The following is a 22,395-nucleotide window of genomic DNA, read 5'->3' as shown; positions in this document are numbered from 1 at the left end:
TTCCGTGAAGGAGTCGGGGAAAGATGACGAAATTAGTAACGACGGTAGAAGAGACAGCAACGACGAAAACGATGCGTGCGCTCGTCAAAGAAGAGCGCGGGTTCGGTGCAACACTGAAAGAAGTACCGGTACCCGTTCCGAGTCGTGGGGAAGTCTTGATTCGTGTTGAGGCAACATCGATTTGTGGTACGGACGTGCATATCTATGAGTGGGACGCGTGGGCAGCATCACGTGTCAATCCACCATACGTCTTCGGTCACGAGTTCTCAGGAGAAGTCGTCGAGCTCGGAGAAGGTACAAAACGTTTGAAACTCGGTGACCGTGTCTCGGCTGAGACGCATATCGTTTGTCATCAATGTAAACAGTGTCTACGTGGTCAATACCATATCTGTAAGAACACGAAGATCATCGGTGTCGACACACAAGGCTGTTTTGCAGAATACGTCGTCATGCCGGAAGAAAACCTCTGGGTCAACCCGGAAGACATGCCAGCAGGGATTGCTTCGATTCAAGAGCCGATGGGTAATGCCGTTCATACAGTCCTTGCGAGTGATGTCAGTGCCAAAACGGTCGCAATCGTCGGTTGTGGTCCAATTGGTTTGATGGCAGTCTCAGTCGCTAAAGCAGCCGGTGCTGCGGAAGTCGTCGCGATCGACGTCAATCCATATCGTCTCGAGCTAGCACGGACGATGGGGGCGGATGTCGTCATCGATTCACGTCATGACGATGTCTTAGAGCGGATCGAGCGTATGACGGACGGAGACGGGATTGATGTCGTCTGTGAGATGAGTGGTCATCCAGTTGCAATCCGTCAAGCGTTCGAGATGGTGACTGCAGGTGGAGACGTCAACATCCTCAGTCTACCGGTCAAACCGGTCGAAATCGATTTGACGAATCATGTCGTCTTTAAAGGCGTGCGTGTCCAAGGCATCACAGGTCGGAAGATGTATGAGACATGGAGTCAAGTCTCTGCTTTCTTATCGAGCGGAAAAGTCGATGTCCGACCGTTGATCACACACACATTGCCGCTCGAGCGGTTCGAAGAAGGATTTGAATTGATGCGTCAAGGGAAATGCGGGAAAGTCGTATTACAACCAAGGGGGACGAATTAATGGGATTTGAACACTTACGAACAGAACTAGAAGAGATGAAACAAGCGGGCACGTTCCGCAACCTTGTAGCACTCGAAAGCGCGCAACATAACCGCGTGACGATCGACGGGAAGGAACTGATTCAACTCTCATCGAATAACTATCTCGGACTAGCAGCACATCCGCGTCTTGCTGAACAAGCAGCAGAAGCGGCGCGGACGTTCGGTGCCGGAACAGGATCGGTTCGAACGATTGCCGGAACGCTCGAGATGCACCAAGCGTTTGAGCGGGAACTCGCGACATTCAAGCATACGGAAGCGGCACTCGTCTTCCAGTCTGGTTTTGCGACGAATCTCGGTGTCTTATCGGCATTGCTCGGTCCTGAAGACGTCGTCATCTCGGACGCGTTGAACCATGCGTCGATCATCGACGGAATCCGTCTGACGAAAGCAAAACGTCGGATTTACAACCACGTTGACTTAGCGGATCTCGAAGCGGCATTACAAGAAACACAAGACGCACGGACGCGCCTCGTCGTCACGGACGGTGTCTTCTCGATGGATGGGAACATCGCACCACTTCCAGAAATCGTTGAATTAGCCGAGCGGTATGACGCGCTCGTCATGGTCGATGATGCGCACGCTTCAGGTGTTCTTGGGAAAGCAGGACGCGGTACGGTCAATCATTTCGGTCTTGACGGTCGTGTTGCCTTGCAAGTCGGTACACTCTCAAAAGCAATCGGAGTTCTCGGTGGATACGTTGCGTGTGAACAACACGTCAAAGATTACTTGATCCATAAAGGGCGTCCGTTCTTATTCTCGACATCACATCCACCAGCAGTCGTTGAAGCAAACCGGGAAGCACTTCGTGTCATGGAAGAAGAAACGGTCCTCTTTGATCGTCTGTGGGAAAACACGGAATTCTTCAAACAAGGATTACGGGATCTTGGATTCGATATCGGGACGTCTACGACACCGATCACACCGGTCATCGTCGGTGATGAGGCGCGTTGTCACGAATTATCCGATCGCCTCCGTCAAGAAGGTGTCTTTGCTCAAGGAATCGCCTTCCCGACCGTTGCAAAAGGAAAAGCACGTGTTCGGACAATCGTGACGGCTGAACATACACGCGAAGACTTAACGACAGCTCTTGCAGCATTCGAAAAAGTCGGTCGTGAATTAAACTTGATTGGTTAATGCTAATCACGAACGAACGTCGTTCGCATACTTTCAGGCAGTGGGTCGTCGACCCGCTGCCTGCTGTGCGTCCTGACAGCAGAATCAAAGTTGACCGTTTTTACTTTTGCGAGATAGGGAATAATAAGTGCGGAAAGGATGTGACCTAATGAGTACAAAGAAAAAAGGGATATTGCTCTCATTTTTGATGCTGACACTGCTCCTTGGGGGTTGTATTCGCATCCAATACGACGCGACGATTCATACCGATCAGAGTGTCACCTTAAAGACGACATATGCCGCAAAGGAACATCCGGTTGCGCGTTTATTGAATCTGAATCCCAATTGGAATAGTTATGTCAAACAGGCAGAGAAGAATGGTTATTCGGCGAAGACGTTCAAGACGAAGGATGACTACGAAGGCATCCGGATGCAGAAGACATTTGCGAACTTCAAGGACATGACGTCGATCAAGGACGAATGGAAGACGGGAATCGGAGGAATTCTCATTCCACCTGATACGAAGTTCGACATGAAAAAATCAGACGGGTTTTGGTTTGATACGTACCGATTAGACACGAACATCGACCTCAGTATCGATCGCCTGAACATCAAAGGCTATCAACCGACGGGTCAAGTCAAGAAACTCGCCGATCGTTATATTCGTCAGGCGGATATTGAGATTAAACTCCACGGTCCAAAAGTGATTGGACTCCAAAACGGTGAAAAAATTGATTGGTCGAATTATCATGATGTGTCATGGAAATTATACGGGACAAAAGCGAACCAGCTACAATTGATTGCTTATGTGCCGAACCCGACTGGTTGGATCATTACCGGCATCGTATTGTTGATTGGTGTCGGATTATTCCTCTACTGGGTCTTCCATCGTGTCCGTAAACTCCGACGACAACAGTTGAAGACGATCAGCATCTCACTTCTTGTCTGTTTGATTGTCGGTGGAGGAGCGTGGTGGCTGTTTGCAGAAGATACATCGAGTGCTCCACCACCCACCCGTCAAATCATCACGCAAGGAAAGAGCGAAATCGTGCCGACATTTCTCGTTCATGGATTGTTTGGGACAGAGCGGACGTTCGTTCCGATGATTCAGAACTTCACGAATAAGAAAGTTGCGGATGACGGGGGGCGATGCGACGTGACGCGTTCAGGGAAAGCGACCTGTATCGTGAAACCTTCACCGACCGGTTACCCACTCGTCCGAATCGTCTTTGCGGATGATGAGGCAAGTCTTGCCGACCAACAGAAATGGTTAAATGCGGCGATTGCCGCTTATGATGTGAAGCAAAAAGCGACCTTTGCTGATATCCAGCTTGTTGGACATAGTATGGGTGGTGTCGATGTTGTCGCCTATACGGTGCAAGAGGAAATGCCATATCATGTCCGGAAAGTCGTGACGCTCGACTCACCGATTGCTGGATCTGATTATGCGAAGCTCGGATTGACGCTCGCGCCACTTGGAACGAACACAAACAGTCCTGCGCTTCGCGATCTTGCAAAAGGATCGGCAGCGATGAACAATTTAACACAACGTCTTGAGACGTGGCCCCGTGACGTACTCGTCTATTCGTTTGGTGCTAAAGGGGGCGACTTCAATCTGATTTCCTTAAATAGTTCGTTTGCACTCGAGAACTATACCGACAACATTCAGACGAAATCCTATAAGTATGATCACTTTACGATTCATCGCCGGGAGCCGGTCTTCCGCGAAATCCGCAATTTCCTGTTTAAAGAAAATCGGGTCACGGAGGAGGAGTCACCTTGAAACATATCGTCATCATCGGAGGAGGAATCGCTGGTCTAACGGCTGCTGCACTGATCGCACAAGAAGGGCATGCCGTCACGGTACTTGAGGGAAGCCGCGAATGGGGAGGTTCAGCTGGAAAGTTCACACGCCGAGAGCTGACCTACCCAGTAGGGGCGACGCTCGGAATGGGATTCGAGCCAGGTGGGATTCATGCCCGCGTTCTCGACCATCTCGGAGTGACGCATCGCGTCGAATCGCTCGACGTCGTCATGACGATTCGGGTTGGAGAACATACAATTCATTATTATCAGGATCGTCATACTTTTCTGACTGAGTTGACGTCACATTTTCCAGAGCAGGCACCATCCATTCATGCCTTCTTCGCTGAGATCGAGCAGATTCATGAGGCAATTCGTCCCTTGATGGCAGAACTGCCGGCATTGCCACTCCAAGATTTCTCTGACGTACGACGATTAATCCGTCATGCGAAAAGTGCGGTCCTCTTACCGTATTTCCCGATGACGATTGGTCATCTCTTACGGAAGCATCAACTAGCAGATACGTTGTTCGCACAAGTGATTGACGGAATCTTGCTCGACAGCATGCAGACAGGTCAGGAAGCTTCTGCCTTACTCGGAGCAGTCGCCTTATCGATTTATCATGAAGGTGCCTATTACGTTCCGGGTGGCTTATACCGACTTGCTGAACAATTGAAAGAGACAGCTGAGGAAAATGGTGCGGCATGTTTACTTGGACGAAAAGTCACCTCGATTCGCAAAACGCCGGATGGTTTTTTGATTGAAGACCGTCGAGGACGACTAATGATTGCAGACGACGTCATCTGTGCGGTTCCACTTGAAGGTATCCGGGAAGTCGTCAGTACGGATATGCAACAGACATTACAGCGGACGTATCGACGTCAAGAAAAATTACAGCAGTGGGCAACCTTTACGTATTACGCGGCGATTCCAGAATCAATCATCGTTTCGGACGAAGCGTTTCGACAAGTCCATGATCCATCCTTGCCTTCCGGTCATGCCTTCATCTCTCTTTCTCGATCCGATGATCGGTTACGCGCACCGGTCGGTCAACGGACGCTGACGATGTCATGTCATGTTTCGATTGGTGCCTTTGATAAGACGGATCGGGAACGGTACGCGGAACAAGTCGAGACGATGTCCGCGATTTTCGAAGTCATTCTTGAACAACAATTTCCTGGCTTTAAGCAGCAGGCAATCGAACGGCATCCGGGTGGACCGGGGGCGTGGGTTCGTTATACGTTCCGTCCGGACGGTGGAGTTGGCGGCTATCCTCAGCGCCCGAGTACGAGTCTGCTGTTCGCAGCACCGTTTCGAACAGGGATCAACGGATTGTTTGCGATTGGTGACACAATCTTCCCTGGTGCAGGGACGATTGGAGCGACGACGTCAGCGATTCATGTTGCTCGACAGTTTGGCGTCAGAATATGAGAAATCGTTGTAAAATGATGAAAGAAGCGACGCAGCTGTCGCTTTTTTCATATTTGAGGATTATGATGAGGAAGAGTCGGGAACATGATATCCATGAAGAGAAAGAGAGAAGGAGTGAAAGACCATGGAGACGTTCGAGCAAAAATGTCAGTCGTTCATTCAGGAACGACGACCTGAAGTTGGTCCGATTCAATTCGAGTCGGCGCGGACATTCCTCAATGCACGCGGTTTAAGTGTCTATGAACGGATTTATCAAGGGAAAGAAGAAGTACGATTAGCGTTCGTCGAGCAAACGAACGGGCAACAACTCGTTTCATTAATGGAAAATACATTCGGCAACGGACTAGTTTATTTTGTCTCAACGGCAACCGCGACATGGGATGGCGACCGTTTTGGTGAATACACGTTTTAAGTACATAGAGAGTCCCAGTCGATGACTGGGGCTCTTTCGTGTCGAAACCTAATCTGATTTCGATTCGTAAGGTAGATAAGTGACTCAGTTGAAGGAGGAAACGATGTGTCATCACTTGAACAACCTAAAACATCGACTCGGCGGCTTGCGACCGTCTCGTTGATTTTCATGGCGGTCGGATTCGTCGTCTCATTGCCATTTAAAGAAAATGCCTGGGTCTTCTGGCTCCAGAGTGGCTTTGAAGCAGGACTCGTCGGTGGGATTGCCGACTGGTTCGCGATCACGGCGCTCTTTCGCCATCCACTCGGCTTAAAGATTCCCCACACGAATTTGTTACCGAAAAATCGGGAACGGGTCATTGAATCAATCGTTCACATGCTCGAGACGGACTTACTGAATAAAGAAAGTATCATCGCGAAACTGCAGCACATGACGCTTGCAGATCGTGTCATCAAAATTTTGCGCTCGATTCTTGTTTTGCCTGCTTTTCGTGCGACCGTCACCGAACTCATGATCGGTCTGATTCGGAAGTTGCCGAAAGATGCAATTCTTGAGTTCGCGAATACACGCGTGACGGAGACGATTAAAGATTATCCATCAAAACGGCTGGCTATCCGCGCGATGGAGTTGAATGAGGAACGTCGACTCGACGAGTGGTTGATGGATCAGTTACTCGGTTATGGACAACGATTGCTTGAAGATCCGATCATCCGCGACCAAATCGGACGTCTCGCTTATACAGCGATGATTGATCAAGAAAAGAATACGTTCTTGCGGGTGACGGCACGCACTGTGCAAAAAGTTTACTCAGAAGAAAAACTCAGTCTTGTCATTCAAGGTGTTTTGTTGACGGTCATTCAAGATATGCGACAAGTCCATCACCCGAATCGTTTAGCGATTCTCGATCATCTGCGTCGTAATCTGGCACAGTTGTCGATTGATGAAGAGCGCCTTGCAAAAATCGATGCCTGGAAGGCAAGCGAAGTCGACCGGTTTGACTTTACTCCAGTCATTGAACGTGCGTATGACGCCGGATTACTTGAACTCGAGCGCTACTTGACGTCAGATGCCTTCTGGACGGAACGGGCGATGCTAATGTTATCGCGTGCTTTAGACGACTGGGAACAGCATCCAACGTTTAAAGATAGCAGTGATCAGTGGATGAAGGAACAACTCGTTCGCTTTGTCGAACAAAATCATCAAAAAATCGGTGGACTGGTCCGTGAGAACTTAAACCGCTTTGATACCGAAACGTTGATTCATATGATTGAAGATAAGGTCGGCAGTGACTTACAGTGGATCCGGGTTAACGGAGCTTTGTGTGGATTCATCATTGGTCTGATTCTCGGTGCGATTAAGGTGTTCGTCGGATGAGTCGGTGGACGTATGATCTGATATTGCCGGAAGCATTTGATTTTAAAGGAGTCGTCTCTCGTTTGACAGAAGATCCATTGCAAGTTGAGCGCGCAGGACGTCTCGTCGTTCCGGTGTTCATCGAAGAACAGGCGTATCTAACGACAGTCGAAGCGGTTGACGCCTGGACGTTGCGGGTCGACGGGACAGGACCACAAGCGGCGGTATTAGCGCAATTAAAGCGGCGCTTTCGACTCAGTGAACCGAATCCGGCGAAAGGTCTTAAGGCAACGTCGTTACACGCGATCGTTGAACGATTCGGGAACGAACGACTCGTGCTTGACCATTCGCCCTTCACGGCGCTGATCCGTTCAATCATTCATCAACAAATTAATCTATCGTTTGCCCATACGTTGACGGAACGCGTTTTTCGAACGTTCGGGACGGTTCAGGACGGGATCATCTTACCGCCGACGCCGCGCCAATTAGCGGTAGCGCGGCGAGAAGATTTGCTGGCGTTACAACTATCAGGACGTAAAGTCGATTATCTACTGGGTGTAGCAAAGGCAGACATCGATTATGACGCCTTAGCGGCAGCGGTCGACGCAGAAATCGCCGAGACATTGATTGCATTAAAAGGAGTAGGACCATGGACGGTTCAAAACGTCTTAATGTTTGGGTACGGTCGTCCGGATCTGTTTCCGGCATCAGACATCGGGATTTTACGTGCTTTCGAACAGTTACTTGGGTATCGACCAACGGTAGAGGAAGCAACACGCTTAGCTGAAGAATTTGCTCCTGTCCGCAGTCACGCGGCCTATCTGTTATGGCGTTCAATCGAATAAGGAACTATTCTTGTCACTCTATCGCGAGAACGGTATAATGAATGCGACAGAACGAGGAATCGTTCAAAATGCTAAGGGAAGCGACGTGTTCGCTAACGATAGAGGGGACGAATGTGGATGTATACAGATGAACAAATCATCGAAAAAGCCAATGAAATCGCCAAAATGATTTCTGAGACACAGGAAGTAGAACGATTTAAAGCGGCAGAAGCTAACATCAATGGAAATGAAAAAGTCCAAAAGATGATGAAACAAATCAAGTTCCTTCAAAAAGAGGCAGTGAACTGCCAACATTACGGCAAAACAGAAGCACTCGCACGTGTTGAAGCGAAACTCGATAAATTGTTCGCTGAGCTCGATGAGATGCCTGTCGTCCAACAGTTCCAAGAAACGCAAGAAGAAGTGAACGGACTTCTCCAATACATCACGGTGACGATCTCGAACGGGATTACGGATCAAATCATCGAAGCAACGGACGGAGATGTTCTCGCTGGTAAGACAGGCAGCGGCATGGAAGCAGAAAACAAAAGCGGCGGTTGCGGCTACTAATCACGAAATGAACGAAAAGCCGACGGACATCCGTCGGCTTTTTCTACGAATGAGGTGGAAGAATGGAAGCAGTACACAACACTCCGATGATGAAACAATACTTCTCGATCAAGGCGGATTATCCGGACGCCTTTCTGTTTTATCGGCTCGGAGATTTTTATGAATTATTCTTTGATGACGCCAAAAAGGTCGCCCATGAGCTGGAATTGACACTGACGGCAAAAAACGGGAAGAACGCCGAGCATCCGATTCCAATGTGCGGTGTACCGCATCACGCAGCGAACAGCTACATCGAACAGCTGATTGAACGCGGCTATAAAGTAGCACTGTGCGATCAAGTAGAAGACCCGAAGTTGACGAAAGGGCTCGTCAAACGCGAGGTCATTCAAGTCATCACACCGGGAACGTTGATGTCCGCCCTGACGGAAAAAGAGAATCGGTACTTAGTCGCGGTCGTCGAACAGGACGGTCGTTTTGGGATTGCTCGTGGTGATGTCTCGACAGGTGAGAGTGCCTTAACAAGCGTTGCGACACTCGATGGTGTGGTTAAGGAACTGAGTATCATCCTGCCACGCGAGATCATCGTCACGACAGAGGAACACGAGACGGCGCTTGCGCACTTACGGATTCCACTGACGCGCAGTTCGCGGCGCGAATCGCATCCGCACGGGGATCGCGCAATTGATACAGCGCAAGCGGAAGCTTTTGCAGTACTCTATGCCTACATGCACGATACACAGAAACGAGCATTGACGCATCTGCAGCCCGCTGTTGTCTATGAAGCGAGTGATTTCATGCAGCTCGAGCCGAATACCGTCAAGAACCTTGAACTCGTCCGCTCGGCACGGACAGGGGACAAAAAAGGTTCGTTGCTCGGTTTACTTGACGTGACGGGAACAGCGATGGGTGGACGAATGCTAAAACGTTGGCTAGAAAAACCGTTGTTATCGGAACGCGTTATCACGGAACGACTCGACGCTGTTGAGGAACTGTTGCAACACTATTTCGAACGTCAGCAATTAAAAGATACATTACGCGAGGTCTATGATCTCGAGCGACTCGTCGCAAAAGTCGGTTACGGAACAGCATCCGCTCGCGATCTTGTTCAATTGAAGTCGACGTTACGGCTGATTCCGCGTATCCAATCAGCGCTTGAGGAGATGATGAGCGAACGTCTTGGTCAACTCAGCCTCGGACTCAATCCGCACGATGAATTGAGCGATTTACTCGATCGTGCCTTCGTCGAAGCACCACCGATCTCAACAAAAGAGGGTGGCATGATCAAGTCCGGTTATTCACCAGACCTCGACGAGTTGCTCGTTGCCTCAAAAGACGGGAAGACATGGCTTGCGACGCTTGAAGCAAGTGAGAGGGCAGCTACAGGGATCAAGACGTTGAAGATTGGCTACAACCGCGTCTTCGGCTATTACATCGAGGTATCGCGTGCGAATGCGAAACTCTTACCGGAAGGACGGTATGAACGGAAGCAGACGCTCGCCAATGCTGAACGTTATATCACACCGGAGTTAAAAGAAAAAGAAGCGCTGATCTTAGGTGCGGAAGAAAAAAGTGTCACACTCGAATACGATCTCTTCTGCGGAGTGCGTGACGAAGTCAAAACACATATCGAAAGCTTACAACGGGTTAGTCGTCGTATTGCAGAACTCGACGTCCTCGTTGCACTCGCGGAGATCGCTGAGACACACGACTACGTCCGACCAACCACGACGTCGGGACGAACGGTCAATATTCAGCAAGGACGTCACCCAGTTATTGAGACAGTCTTACCGCGCGGTGAATACGTCGCGAACGGAATCACATTAAACGAAGGACGCGAGATGCTGTTGATCACTGGACCGAACATGTCCGGTAAATCGACCTATATGCGACAATTCGCTTTGATCGCTTTACTGCATCAAATCGGCTCGTTCGTACCAGCCGCTCAAGCGGAACTCCCGATTTTCGATCAAATTTTTACGCGGATTGGGGCAGCGGATGACCTAGTCAGTGGGCAGTCGACATTCATGGTCGAGATGGTCGAAACACAAGAAGCGTTGACGCGCGCAACAGACCGGTCGTTGATCTTGCTTGATGAAATCGGGCGAGGGACGTCGACGTATGACGGAATGGCACTCGCGCAAGCAATCGTTGAATACATTGCAAGTCATGTTGGAGCGAAAACGTTGTTCTCGACGCATTATCATGAATTGACGGTGCTCGAGGAATCGATTGATCGACTAGCAAACGTTCACGTCCGTGCTGTCGAACAAGATGGACGCGTCGTCTTCTTGCATGAAGTACGCGATGGAAAAGCCGATCAATCGTACGGGATTCACGTCGCGCGACTTGCTGATTTACCAGACAGTTTGATTGAGCGGGCGCAAGTCCTCTTGTCTGAGTTCGAGCAGGCAGAGCCTGTTCCGGTCACGGCACCTGTTAAAGCCCCTGTTCAGGAGGAGCAAATCGATCAACTCAGTCTGTTCTCAGAAGCGGATCCGTTACGTGAGACGATGGCTAGTCTTGATTTGATCAACATGACGCCACTTGAAGCACTGAATACGCTATATCGTCTACAATCTGAAGCGAGAAAGTGAGGAGAATGCAGTGGGAATCATTCGCGAATTATCCGATAGTTTAGCGAACCGGATCGCGGCTGGAGAAGTCGTTGAACGTCCCGCATCAGTCGTTAAGGAATTGGTCGAGAATGCGCTTGATGCTGGTGCGACACAAATTGATGTCGAGCTTGAAGAAGCGGGAATGAAGCGGATGACGATTCGCGATAACGGACATGGATTTTATCCGGATGACGCCGAACTGGCTTTCGTCCGTCACGCGACGAGTAAGATCAAGGACGAGCATGATTTGTTCCGGATCAAAACACTTGGTTTTCGCGGAGAGGCACTTGCCTCGATTGCATCCGTCAGTAAAGTGACGTTGAAGACAAAACGCGAGGACTCGGAAGGGATTCAAGTGACACTTGAGTACGGTACGGTCATTAACCGGACACCGGCAGCGATGAATCGTGGAACGGAACTGTCGGTTGAAAATCTATTCTTCAATACACCGGCCCGTCTGAAATACTTGAAGACGACACATACGGAGCTTGCCGCGATTACGGACGTCTTGAACCGAATGGCGTTTGCCCATCCAGAGGTCAAACTCCGGGCAACGCATGAAGGAAAAACACTAATCCAGACGAATGGATCAGGAGACGTCCGGCAAGCACTTGCGAGTGTCTACGGTCATCAAACGATCCAAGGGACATTGATTGCGAAAGGATCAAACGCCGACTATCAATTGACATGTCATCTCGTCAAACCGGAAGTGACCCGTGCCTCGAAGAATTACATCACGTTGATTCTCAATGGACGTTCGGTCAAAAACTTTGCCCTGACGCAAGCCGTTTTGAACGGTTACCATACGTTGTTGCCAATCGGGCGTTATCCGATTGCCGTCATCGAGGTTGAGATGGACCCGCTCCTGATTGATGTCAACGTCCACCCGGCGAAACGGGAAGTCCGTCTCTCAAAAGAGATGGAACTGTGCCAACTGATCCAGGAGACGATCAAGATGACGCTCAGCCGAGAGACGTTGATTCCGAAAGTGACACCATCAAAACCAAAAAAAGATCCGAGTAGTCAAGAAAAGCTCGATTTTTCTTACGTCGCGGAGCCAGTTGAAGAAACATCTTCACGAGCAGTCTGGAATTATCCGATACCGAAAAAAACGCAAGACGAGCGACCTCCTGAGGAAAAGACGTTACCGTTCGGAGAAGAGGAATTCGAACCAACGGAGTTCGCACCGAACGAACCGAGTGTTTCAGTAGAAGAGGAACCTGTCCATCAAGAGCAGCCTGCACGTCCACGTTTCCCACATTTAGACGTCATCGGTCAACTTCATTCGTCGTATATCGTCTGTGCCGGAGAAGACGGGATGTATATGATTGATCAACACGCGGCGCAGGAGCGAATCAAATACGAGACGTATAAAGTCATGTTCGGTCGACCACCGGAGCAACGTCAGCAATTATTGCTTCCTTACACATTTGAAATTTCGTCGGACGACATGAAACGAATGGATGAAGTCCTTCCGTTACTGAAGGACGTCGGGATCGAGTTCGAAGCGTTTGGTCCACAAAGTTTTATCGTCCGAGAAGTTCCGACGTGGTTCCCGTCCCATCGCCAGGAAGAGACAATTCAGGAGTTACTCGATGAAGCGTTGATGAAACGAAAAATCGATCTTGAGACGTACCGGGAAGACGCAGCCATCATGATGGCATGTAAGAAATCGATCAAAGCGAATCATCCGCTGAACGAGGAGATGATGCGCCGATTGATTGCCGATTTAGCGAAAACGGAGATGCCGTTTACGTGTCCACACGGACGTCCAGTCATCATCGAATGGACGACGTATGAACTTGAGAAGCTATTCAAGCGAGTCATGTAATAAAAGTAGACGATACCGTTCAGGTATCGTCTACTTTTGTACTGCAACACACTCGGAAGAATCTGATTTGTCCTAGTACAAAAATAACGTCTTATATCATGAGAACGGTTACTTCACTTGATTAACCAGATTTCATTGATTGTTGAGGAAAAGAGGCGGATAATAAAACCCGAAACTGTTAACAAGGGGACCTTTATCATGCTTTCACGCGTTATGCGTATTATTCAAATCATTGCTCAAATCGCACTCATTTTTTGTTTTTCGCTCAGCGGGGACTGGGTGAGCAAAACCTTCGAGTTACCATTACCCGGTAACATCATCGGTTTGATTCTTTTATATGTGGCGTTAAAAAGTCGTCTGATTCCGCTTGTGGCCGTTGAACGGGGCGGGACATTTCTTCTGTTCGTCATGCCATTATTCTTTGTTCCAGCATTGTCCGGAATCATGGATTATACGGCATTTCTCCGAACGTCCGGGTTACAGGTCGTACTGATCGTCGTCATCAGTAGTTTGCTGACGTTAGTTGGATCAGCATATATCGTTGATCGACTAGCACACCGGAAAGAGGCGGTGACACGACATGAATGAGGCACTGTTTTGGATCATCTTGTCAATTGCATTGTTTAGTATCGCAATGTTCATCTATCAACGTTATCCTCGTGTCTGGACGTTACCAATCCTGACAGTGACAGCAGTTTTGATCTTCATTCTCGTCTATTCTGGGGTCTCACATGCAGAATACATGCAAGGTGGACAATATTTATCGAAGATGCTTGGACCGGCAATTACAGCATTTGCGATTCCGCTCTACCGGGTCCGGCATCACGTTCGGCGCTTTTTACCGGAAATCGGACTGGGTGTTTTGCTTGGAACATGTATTGCCATGAGCTCTGATTTGTTACTTGGTCTATTGCTTCATCTCGAGCGGACGACGAATCTTGCTTTATTACCGAAATCGGTCACCTTACCCGTCGCCCTAGCAATCTCCCAAAAAGCAGGCGGAACGACTACGCTGACGGCAGCATTCGTTTTACTAACCGGATTGACGGGATCGATCGTTGGTCCAAAATTAATGACGGGCTTAAAGATTCGACATTTCGTCAGTCGCGGAGTTGGACTCGCATCGATTGCTCACGTCATGGGTGCGACGAAATCAATGAGTCTCGACCAACGGGAAGGAGCGGTCGGTCTGCTGACGATGGTCTTGACGGCAGTCTGTGCTAGCGTCATCGCACCATTTTTAATCACATGGTTATATGGGTGAACACTCTGTTTTTTAAACAGGGTGTTGAGACTGAAGACAAAGTGTAATTTTTCTCTAACGAGAAGGATTGCGCTTTTTTTGTTCGTCTCACCTGAGGAATAGAGCGTGAAAAGACGAGTGTTTTTTATAACCGATTGAAACTTGTCGACCACTTTTTCAGTATAGTACAACAGAAAACAGGGTGGAGGAGAAGAAGATGATTATTTGGATTAACGGTACGTTTGGTGTCGGGAAGACGACGGCGGCAAACGGGTTACAAAAACGCTGGAGCAGCTCACATATCTTCGATCCGGAGGAGACAGGCTATTTTTTACGGGCGCAACTGCCGACGAACAAAGACGATTTTCAAGATGAGCCGTTATGGCGCGCGTTCAATCGACAGCTACTCGAACAGCTCGATACAGAAGATGCCCGGATCATCGTGCCGATGACCTTGACGAACCCGAAGTACTTTCAGGAAATCATCGGAACATTACGAGCGAACGGTCATGACGTTCGTCATATTGCATTGATGGCGAAAGAAACGACCGTCAAACGCCGCCTGATCAGCCGCTTCGAGCGTCCGAACTCCTGGGGTGGTCAACAAGCAGAGCAACGTTTGCGCCAACTGTCCGATCCACTGTTCAGCCGGCAAATCGAGACGGATGATCTGACAAAAGGACAGATTGTCGATGCCATCGCCCTTGTGACCGGTATTGAACTCTCGCCCGCCTGAACAGACAGGATTCAAGATAGGTGTTTCCGGGAATCACTAGGTGATAGAGAAAGAGGAGGAAACAATCTTGAACGAAGGGCAACTTATTGCTAGGAGGATTTATGAATATGAAACACTGGATGACTGAGAAATTAGGCAGACAATTGATGGCGATTTTCTATAGTGTCTTTGCACTAAGTGTCATCACATCGGTTGCCAGTTATTTATATGTAGATAACGCCGCAGGACGAACGAAAGAACAAGTACTTGACCAGTTGCAAAAGACACAATGGTTCTGGTCGTTGAACTTGCTGATTTTTTTATTTTGTCTATTGTTCATCGTACGCCCGTTGATTCACAAGGTGACGTCACAGCTTCAAGAACTGAACGTCAAAAGTCGGCGTCTTGCGGAAGGAAAGTCGATTTCGCTCGAACATGACGTCGATAGTCATAATGAAGTCGGTCAATTGACGGCATCATTTTACCGCATGGCGCGTTCGATCTCCTCCCAACACGCTGAACTATCAGCGAAGAATCAAGAGATGGAACACAATCAAGAGGTACTACAACAAAAACAAAATGAACTTGAACGAGCGCTTGAAGTGACGCGGACGAATGAGCTTCATTTACAAGATCGGAATGAATTAATCGAGACACTTGCTTCAAAAGAAAGTTTATTTGATTACTCATCCGTCATTAGTACAATCGTCCGTCTGACGAAAACAGAGTTCGGGGCATTGTTATTGATCAAGAATAACGAAATCGCCCAAGTCGTTCCAAAAGAGATGACAGAAGATCAGCAAGAAAGCTTAAAGACTGAATCACTGCTTCTCAAACGCGTCATGATTTCAAAGGAAACGGCTCACTCCTCGAAAAAGGTCGCAAATGATGATCTCATCAAGTATCCGTATCACGTTTACGAAGGTGTCATTCCAATCATGGATCCGGCGAAGGAAGAACTGATTGCGTGTCTCTATCTGGCTCGTTTTGACGCACCATTCAATCAAAAAGATTTAGCAGAACTCGAATCGTTTTCAAAACAAATTGCGATTTCATTAATGCGGATGTCCCTTTATGAACAGATGGAATACGAACGAAAAGAGACAGCACAACTGTTGAATTCCGTTCGGGAAGCGATTCTTTATATCAAACATGAAGAGAAGACGATTTTAGGAAACCAAGCTCTGTTTGATATCTTCCAGTCGTTACAAGTCGAAGAGGATAATGATTCGATGACCTTCCTTGAAGTTCGACCGGAGACGATGTTTGAGCAAATGGATCAGAAGGAAGCCTTTGAAGCATACTTTGAAGAAGTCTTATCCGGTGAGATTCCAGAGGGAATGTTCTCCTTGTCGATTGATCAAGGCGAGTATTTTATTCAGGTTTATGCCGAAGCCATTGCTCACGGAGAACATTCAAAAGGAACGATTCTTGTCTTCCGCGATGTTACAGCTGAAACAGAGGTCGACCGTGTGAAGTCTGAACTCGTCTCGACCGTCTCGCATGAACTCAGAACACCCCTTTCATCCATCTATGGCTTTACAGAGCTGATGTTGAAACGTGATCTGGACCCAGAGCGAAACAAACGGTACTTGCAGACGATTCACGATGAATCAAAACGCCTGACGGATCTCGTCAGTGACTTCTTGAACGTCCAGCGGATGGAATCAGGAAAACAAGAGTACGACAAGCAGATTTTTGATCTCAAAGAAGTTGTTAAAGAACAAATTCAATTTTATCAAGCGGCAACGGAGCAACACAGTCTGCAACTTGATTTAAATGACGAACAGGACTTCATGGTCGAAGCAGATGCGAACAGCATGAAGCAATTACTGGGCAACCTGTTGAACAACGCGGTCAAATATTCACCAGACGGTGGCGATGTCGTCGTCACGATGACCCATCAGCATAATCAAATCGAGCTGAGTGTTCGTGATTTTGGGATCGGAATTCCAAGTCACTCGATGCCACATTTGTTCAGTAAATTTTACCGAGTCGATAACTCAGATAGCCGAAAGATTGGTGGAACGGGTCTCGGTTTATCAATCTGTAAAGAAATCGTTCGTGCTCATGATGGAAACATCGAAGTCGAGTCGATTCTTGGAGAAGGAACAGTTTTCCGGGTTAAATTACCAAGTGCAGCAGACGCGTTACTCGAAGCGGAATGAAGAGAGGAAGAAGAGGCGACATCAGGTGCCTCTTCTTTTTGTCGTACTTCGTGTGAGATTCGTCCAAAGAAACGACATTGCATAAATGGTGGTAGGAACGGACTTTTACGAAATAAATCAGACAGATTCATGACAGAATGGCTAAAACGGTTGAAAAAATCGTAAATTATGCAGGGATTGCGAACGTTTCTGGACCCTCGCTATAGTGAACAAAAAAGCGAGAGAGGAAGAAGGATCATGGAGAGTTTAGAAACGTTACTGACACCAACTCGGGATATCGAACAGGAGAATGCAAACATTGATGGCAAAACGCCACTTGCGAAATTACAACGAATTGCTGGAGAAGCTGCGCGACAGATGATGCGACGACAACTCGAACCGGAGGTTTTACAGTCACTTGACGATAACATCTTATATATTCATGATGCAGATTATTACGTCACCGGAACGACGACTTGCGCTCAAATTCCACTCGGTCAGCTTCTCTCAAACGGGTTTCAGACGACACATGGATCGATTCGACCAGTGCAAGACATCCGCTCTGCTCTTGCTCTCGCGGCAATCATCGTCCAAGCGAATCAGAACATGCAACATGGTGGACAAGCATTTGCGACGTTTGATGATGATGTAGCACCCTTCGTTGAAAAAACATATCAACGAGAATTAATTAAACTAAAGGAACTCGTCCCGCAATGGAAGCGACAAAAGCGGGAACAACGTGCGTGGCAAGAAACGTATGAAAAGACATTTCAGGCGTGTGAGGCATTCATCCATAATATGAACTCGATGCATTCGCGTGGCGGCGGACAAGTCCCATTTTTGTCTGTCAATTACGGAACGAATACAACGCGAGCGGGACGTCTCTTCCAGCGTGCTTTGCTGATAGCGACAGAGCGGGGACTCGGTAAGGGAGAAACACCAATCTTTCCGATTCAAATCTTTAAAGTCAAACAAGGAATCAATCTAGCGTCAACCGACCCGAACTACGACCTGTTTCAACTAGCAACGCGCGTGACAGGAAAACGATTGTTTCCGAACTTTGCCTTTCTCGATGCACCATTCAATCGACAAACAGAAGTAGGAGGACCGGAAGTTGCGTATATGGGATGCCGGACACGGGTGTTCGAGGATCGTGGGGACGCACCTTCCGTTACGGGTCGAGGAAATTTATCGTTTACGAGCATCAATCTCGTTCGCTTGGCACTTCAAAGTAAAACGGTCGACCAAATGTTTGAAGCTGTCCAAGAGACAACCAAAATTGCCTGCAGACAGTTGCTCACACGTTATGAACTACAGGCAAGTCGAACCGCTGACGAGTTTCCATTTTTATATCAGCATGTCTGGAAAGAGGGGGAAACATTGCGTGGTGAGGATAACGTTGGTCCTGTTTTGCGACACGGGACGCTAGCAGTTGGGTTTATCGGTCTCGCTGAATGCTTGACTGTCTTAACAGGAAGCCATCACGGTCATTCCGAACTCGCGCACCGAATAGGCGTTGCCTTAATTCAAGCGATGCGAACTGTCGTCGACAATTATGGCGAACGGACAGGATTGAATTTTAGTTTGCTGGCAACTCCAGCTGAAGGGTTATCGGGTAAATTTACGCGTCGCGATCTCATCGACTATGGTGAGATTGAAGGAGTGACGGACCAGCTTTATTATACGAATTCTTTCCATATTCCCGTCGATGCTCCCGTCACGATTCGAGAGAAGATTCAGCTCGAAGCTCCGTTTCATGCATTGTGTAATGGTGGACATATCACCTATGTTGAGACGGATGGTGCGCTTGCCGGAAATCCACAAGCGATTGAAGATATCGTTCGGATGATGGCGGAAGCTGGAATTGGTTATGGATCGATCAATCATCCGGTTGACCGTTGTCTCGATTGCCGAACAGAGCAGACGATCGAGGAGCAATGTCCAGTTTGCGGAAGTACATCAATCGAGCGAATTCGGCGCATCACAGGCTATCTCGTCGGTACGCTAGATCGTTGGAATGAAGCGAAACGAGCAGAAGAGCAGAATCGGGTGAAGCATGATGTTACGCGTCCTCTCCCTTCTACCTGATTCTGTCGTGGATGGACCAGGATTACGAACAGTGCTGTTTCTCGCCGGTTGTCCGCATCACTGCATTGGTTGTCATAATCCAAGTTCCTGGGATCCGGCAGGGGGTGTGGAATGGACAATCGAAGAAACAGCGGAACGAATTCGAAAGGTCGGAAATCGTCGTTTGACTTTGTCCGGAGGGGAACCATTGTTACAGACGTCAGCACTCATGCAACTTCTCGAACAACTTGGATCAGACTATGATGTGATTTTATATACCGGTTATCTACTAGAAGAGATACTACAGCGCCGACGATGGCATCCGCTTATACTGCGAGTAGATGGACTAATCGATGGTCCTTTCATCCAATCAAAACTCGATCAAACGACCAGCTTTCGGGGGAGTACGAATCAACGGATTTATAATCGAAAGCAATTGGAAGAAGCAGTCTATAGCATAGACAAAAACTCCCCGTCTCATTAGACAGGGGAGAATCTAATCATGCATATTTTTGTTCTTGATCGACGGACTCAACGACAGCCAATGTCGTCGTCCGTCGTTTTTTGATGAAGAACGATAGGATCAATGCTGCGAGTGCAAGTAACGTCGCAATGAAGAACGTATCATTGATCCCTTCAATCATCGCTTGCATTTGCAACCATTCCGGATTAGCAGCTTCAGGTTGTGAAGCGAATTCCGGGACGTGTTGTTTCGTCCGTGATGTCATGATTGTTACGAGTAGACCTGATCCGATGGCACCGGATACTTGTGACAACGTATTGTTCAATGCCGTACCGTGTGGCGTCAAGTGTTGCGGAATATGGTTCAAACCGTTCGTCATGACCGGCATCATGACCATTGAGATTCCGAGGAAACGCAACGTATACATGATGACGAGGTAGGCATAGGATGTATCTGCAGCTAACTGACTAAACGAGAATGTCGTCAACACAGTCAGTGATAAGCCGATGATAGCAAGGATTCGGGCACCAAAGCGGTCAAAGAGTCGAACCGGTGATGGGTGACATGATTGCCATAACGATGGCACCCGGTAACATCAACAGACCAGAATGGAATGGTGAGATTCCGCGAATTGTTTGGATGTAGATTGGCATCAGAATCATTGCTGAGAACATCGACATGTTCAGGACCATCGAAATCCCTTGTGATAAGGCAAACATTGGGTAACGGAAGATTCCGAACTCTAGCATCGGTTCTTCGAGCAAGAATTGACGTATAATGAAAGAAGTCAAACTGATCACACCAATGATCAATGAACCAATGACCGTCCATGAACCCCATCCTGCTGAACCAGCAGAGCTAAATCCATACAGCAAACCACCGAAACCGAAGCTTGAGAGAACGAGTGAGAACAAATCGAGTTTGAGTGTGCTGCGGACTGTTTCTTTTTTCAATAAGAAAGCACCTGTGAACAGGACGAGTAATGCGATTGGTGTGACGAGATGGAACAACATCCGCCATTCGTAATGTTCGAGAATCCAACCAGACAATGTCGGTCCGATGGCTGGGGCGAACGTAATGACGAGTCCGAAAATCCCCATTGCTTGTCCGCGTTTCTCAATCGGGAAACCAGTCAAGAGAACGTTCATTAAAAGCGGCATCATGATCGCAGAACCAGATGCCTGCATCATACGAGCGCCGAGTAGAAGCGGGAAGACGTGTGCTTGACCGGCAATGATCGTACCGAGTGAAAACAGTGTCATCGCCGTCAAGAAAAGTTGACGCGTCGAGAACTTTTGGACGAGAAACGCCGACGTCGGAATCATGATTCCGTTGACGAGCATATAACCCGTCGTTAGCCATTGGGCGGTGCTTGCCTGGATACCAAATGATCCCATGATCGAGGGTAAGGCAATATTAAGTAACGTTGAGTTCAGGACCGCAACGAACGCACCTGCCATGAGGACAGTTAAAATTAAATAAAGTCGTGATGATTGCTTGCTTGATTGCATTTCGTTATGCTCCTTTTGTACTACGAGTCTAAAATGTTAGACTTGAATTCTATAACTGACTTGGCTATCTTACCAGTCGAAGTCGAATGATTTCAAATTATTTGCTTCATACACTAAAATAAGTGATTGCTAAACCATTCTTATCATTTGAACAGAAAAGGACAAGACCATGAATCCAAAAAAGAAACAACTATTAGATGCTGCCTATCAGCTATTCGTCGAAAAAGGCTATCAATCAACATCCATCCAGGATATTCTTGAGCACAGCAATGTCTCAAAAGGAACGTTCTATAACTATTTTTCATCCAAAAATGAATTGTTTATCGATGTTTTCAATACTGTCTTTGAAAAAATGCGGACGGCGCGTAAAGAAATCTTAGTTGGACGAGATGTCTCAGACTATGAAACGTTCATCCAACAAGGAAACTGTTATTTGGAACTGATGCAAAAATATAAATTATATACGTTATTCGAAGAGGCGATTGCGTCGAATGAAAAAGAACTCAAAGCATTTATGGAAAACAATCGTCTCCTTGAAATCGAATGGACGTTTGAGCGACTGCGAGATCTATTTGGTCAGACGAAGGAACCATACCTCTTGGATCTAGCTGTCATTTATACCGGGATGTTGCAGTATGCCATGTACTTCTTCCGCCAATCCGAACGAAATACGCAGCCCGAACGGGTCGTCCGTTATGTATTCAATCGATTGACGCATCTCGTTGAAGATGTCAGTCGAACGGAGGAACAGTTGATTCCACCACGCTTTTTATCCGTCTGGCTGGATCGCCCGCAAGATGAAGTCGTCATTCGGAAGGATTTATTTGAAAAGACGAGTGCGCATATGAAGCGGTTGATTACGTTGTCTTCGATTTCCGATGAATCCAAGGAAGCTCATAAAGAGGTACTTGACTTCATTTATGAGGAACTACTCGAACGTAAGAAACCTAAAATTCATCTCCTTCGCCGTGCGCTTGAGACGATGGATGAAGATCCAGTCTTTGCGGGGCAGGAAATCATGGCAACCTATAAGGCGATGGTCGATGAGATTGCACGCATTCGGATCAAAAATTCCTAAAAGGGTTGCTTTTTGAAACTGATGCCAGTACACTGAGACCATTCATGTTAGAAAAGGGGTCTCGGT

General features: G+C 47.9%; 17 protein-coding genes and 1 pseudogene. 17 read left to right on the top strand and 1 reads right to left on the bottom strand.

The window, feature by feature from the left end:
• The first annotated feature begins 23 nt into the window (after positions 1 to 23).
• The 16 genes from tdh to ACV3PA_RS13225 all read left to right on the top strand — a co-directional run bounded on the left by tdh (position 24) and on the right by ACV3PA_RS13225 (position 19,761).
• The gene (gene tdh / locus ACV3PA_RS13300; RefSeq protein ID WP_053452910.1) at positions 24 to 1,112 is read left to right on the top strand and encodes an L-threonine 3-dehydrogenase; all 1,089 of its coding nucleotides are present in this window, start codon (positions 24 to 26) and stop codon (positions 1,110 to 1,112) included.
• On the top strand, positions 1,112 to 2,287 hold the full coding sequence (locus ACV3PA_RS13295) for a glycine C-acetyltransferase (protein ID WP_053452911.1): 1,176 nt from the start codon (positions 1,112 to 1,114) through the stop codon (positions 2,285 to 2,287). The genes tdh and ACV3PA_RS13295 overlap by 1 nt, the downstream gene beginning before the upstream one ends.
• A 148-nt stretch (positions 2,288 to 2,435) precedes the next feature.
• Positions 2,436 to 4,049: an alpha/beta hydrolase gene (locus tag ACV3PA_RS13290; RefSeq protein WP_053452912.1), complete on the top strand. Its 1,614-nt coding sequence runs from the start codon at positions 2,436 to 2,438 to the stop codon at positions 4,047 to 4,049.
• The gene (locus ACV3PA_RS13285) at positions 4,046 to 5,500 is read left to right on the top strand and encodes a phytoene desaturase family protein (RefSeq protein WP_456125052.1); all 1,455 of its coding nucleotides are present in this window, start codon (positions 4,046 to 4,048) and stop codon (positions 5,498 to 5,500) included. The genes ACV3PA_RS13290 and ACV3PA_RS13285 overlap by 4 nt, the downstream gene beginning before the upstream one ends.
• A gap of 124 nt (positions 5,501 to 5,624) precedes the next feature.
• The gene (locus ACV3PA_RS13280) at positions 5,625 to 5,912 is read left to right on the top strand and encodes a hypothetical protein (RefSeq protein ID WP_029341204.1); all 288 of its coding nucleotides are present in this window, start codon (positions 5,625 to 5,627) and stop codon (positions 5,910 to 5,912) included.
• A gap of 105 nt (positions 5,913 to 6,017) precedes the next feature.
• Positions 6,018 to 7,286 (top strand): DUF445 domain-containing protein, encoded by a 1,269-nt coding sequence (locus ACV3PA_RS13275; RefSeq protein WP_456125051.1) that lies wholly within the window; start codon positions 6,018 to 6,020, stop codon positions 7,284 to 7,286.
• Positions 7,283 to 8,110, top strand: a complete 828-nt coding sequence (locus ACV3PA_RS13270) for a DNA-3-methyladenine glycosylase family protein (RefSeq protein ID WP_053452915.1) — start codon at positions 7,283 to 7,285, stop codon at positions 8,108 to 8,110. Before ACV3PA_RS13275 ends, ACV3PA_RS13270 begins: the two co-directional genes overlap by 4 nt.
• Before the next feature lie 111 nt (positions 8,111 to 8,221).
• The gene (locus tag ACV3PA_RS13265; RefSeq protein WP_053452916.1) at positions 8,222 to 8,659 is read left to right on the top strand and encodes a YlbF/YmcA family competence regulator; all 438 of its coding nucleotides are present in this window, start codon (positions 8,222 to 8,224) and stop codon (positions 8,657 to 8,659) included.
• Positions 8,660 to 8,721: 62 nt separating this feature from the next.
• The gene (gene mutS, locus ACV3PA_RS13260; protein ID WP_456125050.1) at positions 8,722 to 11,253 is read left to right on the top strand and encodes a DNA mismatch repair protein MutS; all 2,532 of its coding nucleotides are present in this window, start codon (positions 8,722 to 8,724) and stop codon (positions 11,251 to 11,253) included.
• A 10-nt stretch (positions 11,254 to 11,263) separates the two neighbouring features.
• Positions 11,264 to 13,105, top strand: coding sequence for a DNA mismatch repair endonuclease MutL (mutL, locus tag ACV3PA_RS13255; RefSeq protein WP_456125049.1), 1,842 nt, complete (start codon positions 11,264 to 11,266; stop codon positions 13,103 to 13,105).
• Positions 13,106 to 13,303: 198 nt separating this feature from the next.
• Positions 13,304 to 13,693 (top strand): CidA/LrgA family protein, encoded by a 390-nt coding sequence (locus ACV3PA_RS13250; RefSeq protein WP_456125048.1) that lies wholly within the window; start codon positions 13,304 to 13,306, stop codon positions 13,691 to 13,693.
• The gene (locus ACV3PA_RS13245) at positions 13,686 to 14,369 is read left to right on the top strand and encodes an LrgB family protein (protein ID WP_456125047.1); all 684 of its coding nucleotides are present in this window, start codon (positions 13,686 to 13,688) and stop codon (positions 14,367 to 14,369) included. Before ACV3PA_RS13250 ends, ACV3PA_RS13245 begins: the two co-directional genes overlap by 8 nt.
• Positions 14,370 to 14,565: 196 nt before the next feature.
• Positions 14,566 to 15,084 carry an AAA family ATPase gene (locus ACV3PA_RS13240; protein ID WP_456125046.1) on the top strand — a complete coding sequence of 173 codons (519 nt, stop codon included), beginning with the start codon at positions 14,566 to 14,568 and terminating at the stop codon, positions 15,082 to 15,084.
• A gap of 107 nt (positions 15,085 to 15,191) precedes the next feature.
• Positions 15,192 to 17,231: an ATP-binding protein gene (locus ACV3PA_RS13235; protein WP_053452922.1), complete on the top strand. Its 2,040-nt coding sequence runs from the start codon at positions 15,192 to 15,194 to the stop codon at positions 17,229 to 17,231.
• Between the two features lie 237 nt (positions 17,232 to 17,468).
• Positions 17,469 to 19,298, top strand: coding sequence for an anaerobic ribonucleoside triphosphate reductase (locus tag ACV3PA_RS13230; protein ID WP_456125045.1), 1,830 nt, complete (start codon positions 17,469 to 17,471; stop codon positions 19,296 to 19,298).
• Positions 19,267 to 19,761: a 4Fe-4S single cluster domain-containing protein gene (locus ACV3PA_RS13225; RefSeq protein ID WP_235504848.1), complete on the top strand. Its 495-nt coding sequence runs from the start codon at positions 19,267 to 19,269 to the stop codon at positions 19,759 to 19,761. The genes ACV3PA_RS13230 and ACV3PA_RS13225 overlap by 32 nt, the downstream gene beginning before the upstream one ends.
• Before the next feature lie 16 nt (positions 19,762 to 19,777).
• Here the strand turns inward: ACV3PA_RS13225 and ACV3PA_RS13220 are convergent.
• Positions 19,778 to 21,251: pseudogene (locus ACV3PA_RS13220) on the bottom strand (DHA2 family efflux MFS transporter permease subunit).
• 169 nt (positions 21,252 to 21,420) lie between these two features.
• Here ACV3PA_RS13220 and ACV3PA_RS13215 point away from each other — a divergent pair.
• Positions 21,421 to 22,329 carry a TetR/AcrR family transcriptional regulator gene (locus tag ACV3PA_RS13215; protein WP_456125044.1) on the top strand — a complete coding sequence of 303 codons (909 nt, stop codon included), beginning with the start codon at positions 21,421 to 21,423 and terminating at the stop codon, positions 22,327 to 22,329.
• Positions 22,330 to 22,395 lie beyond the last annotated feature (66 nt).

The sequence above is a fragment of the Exiguobacterium sp. EA-TM-5 genome (assembly GCF_053878415.1).
This window is presented reverse-complemented; position numbering and strand designations above follow the sequence as displayed.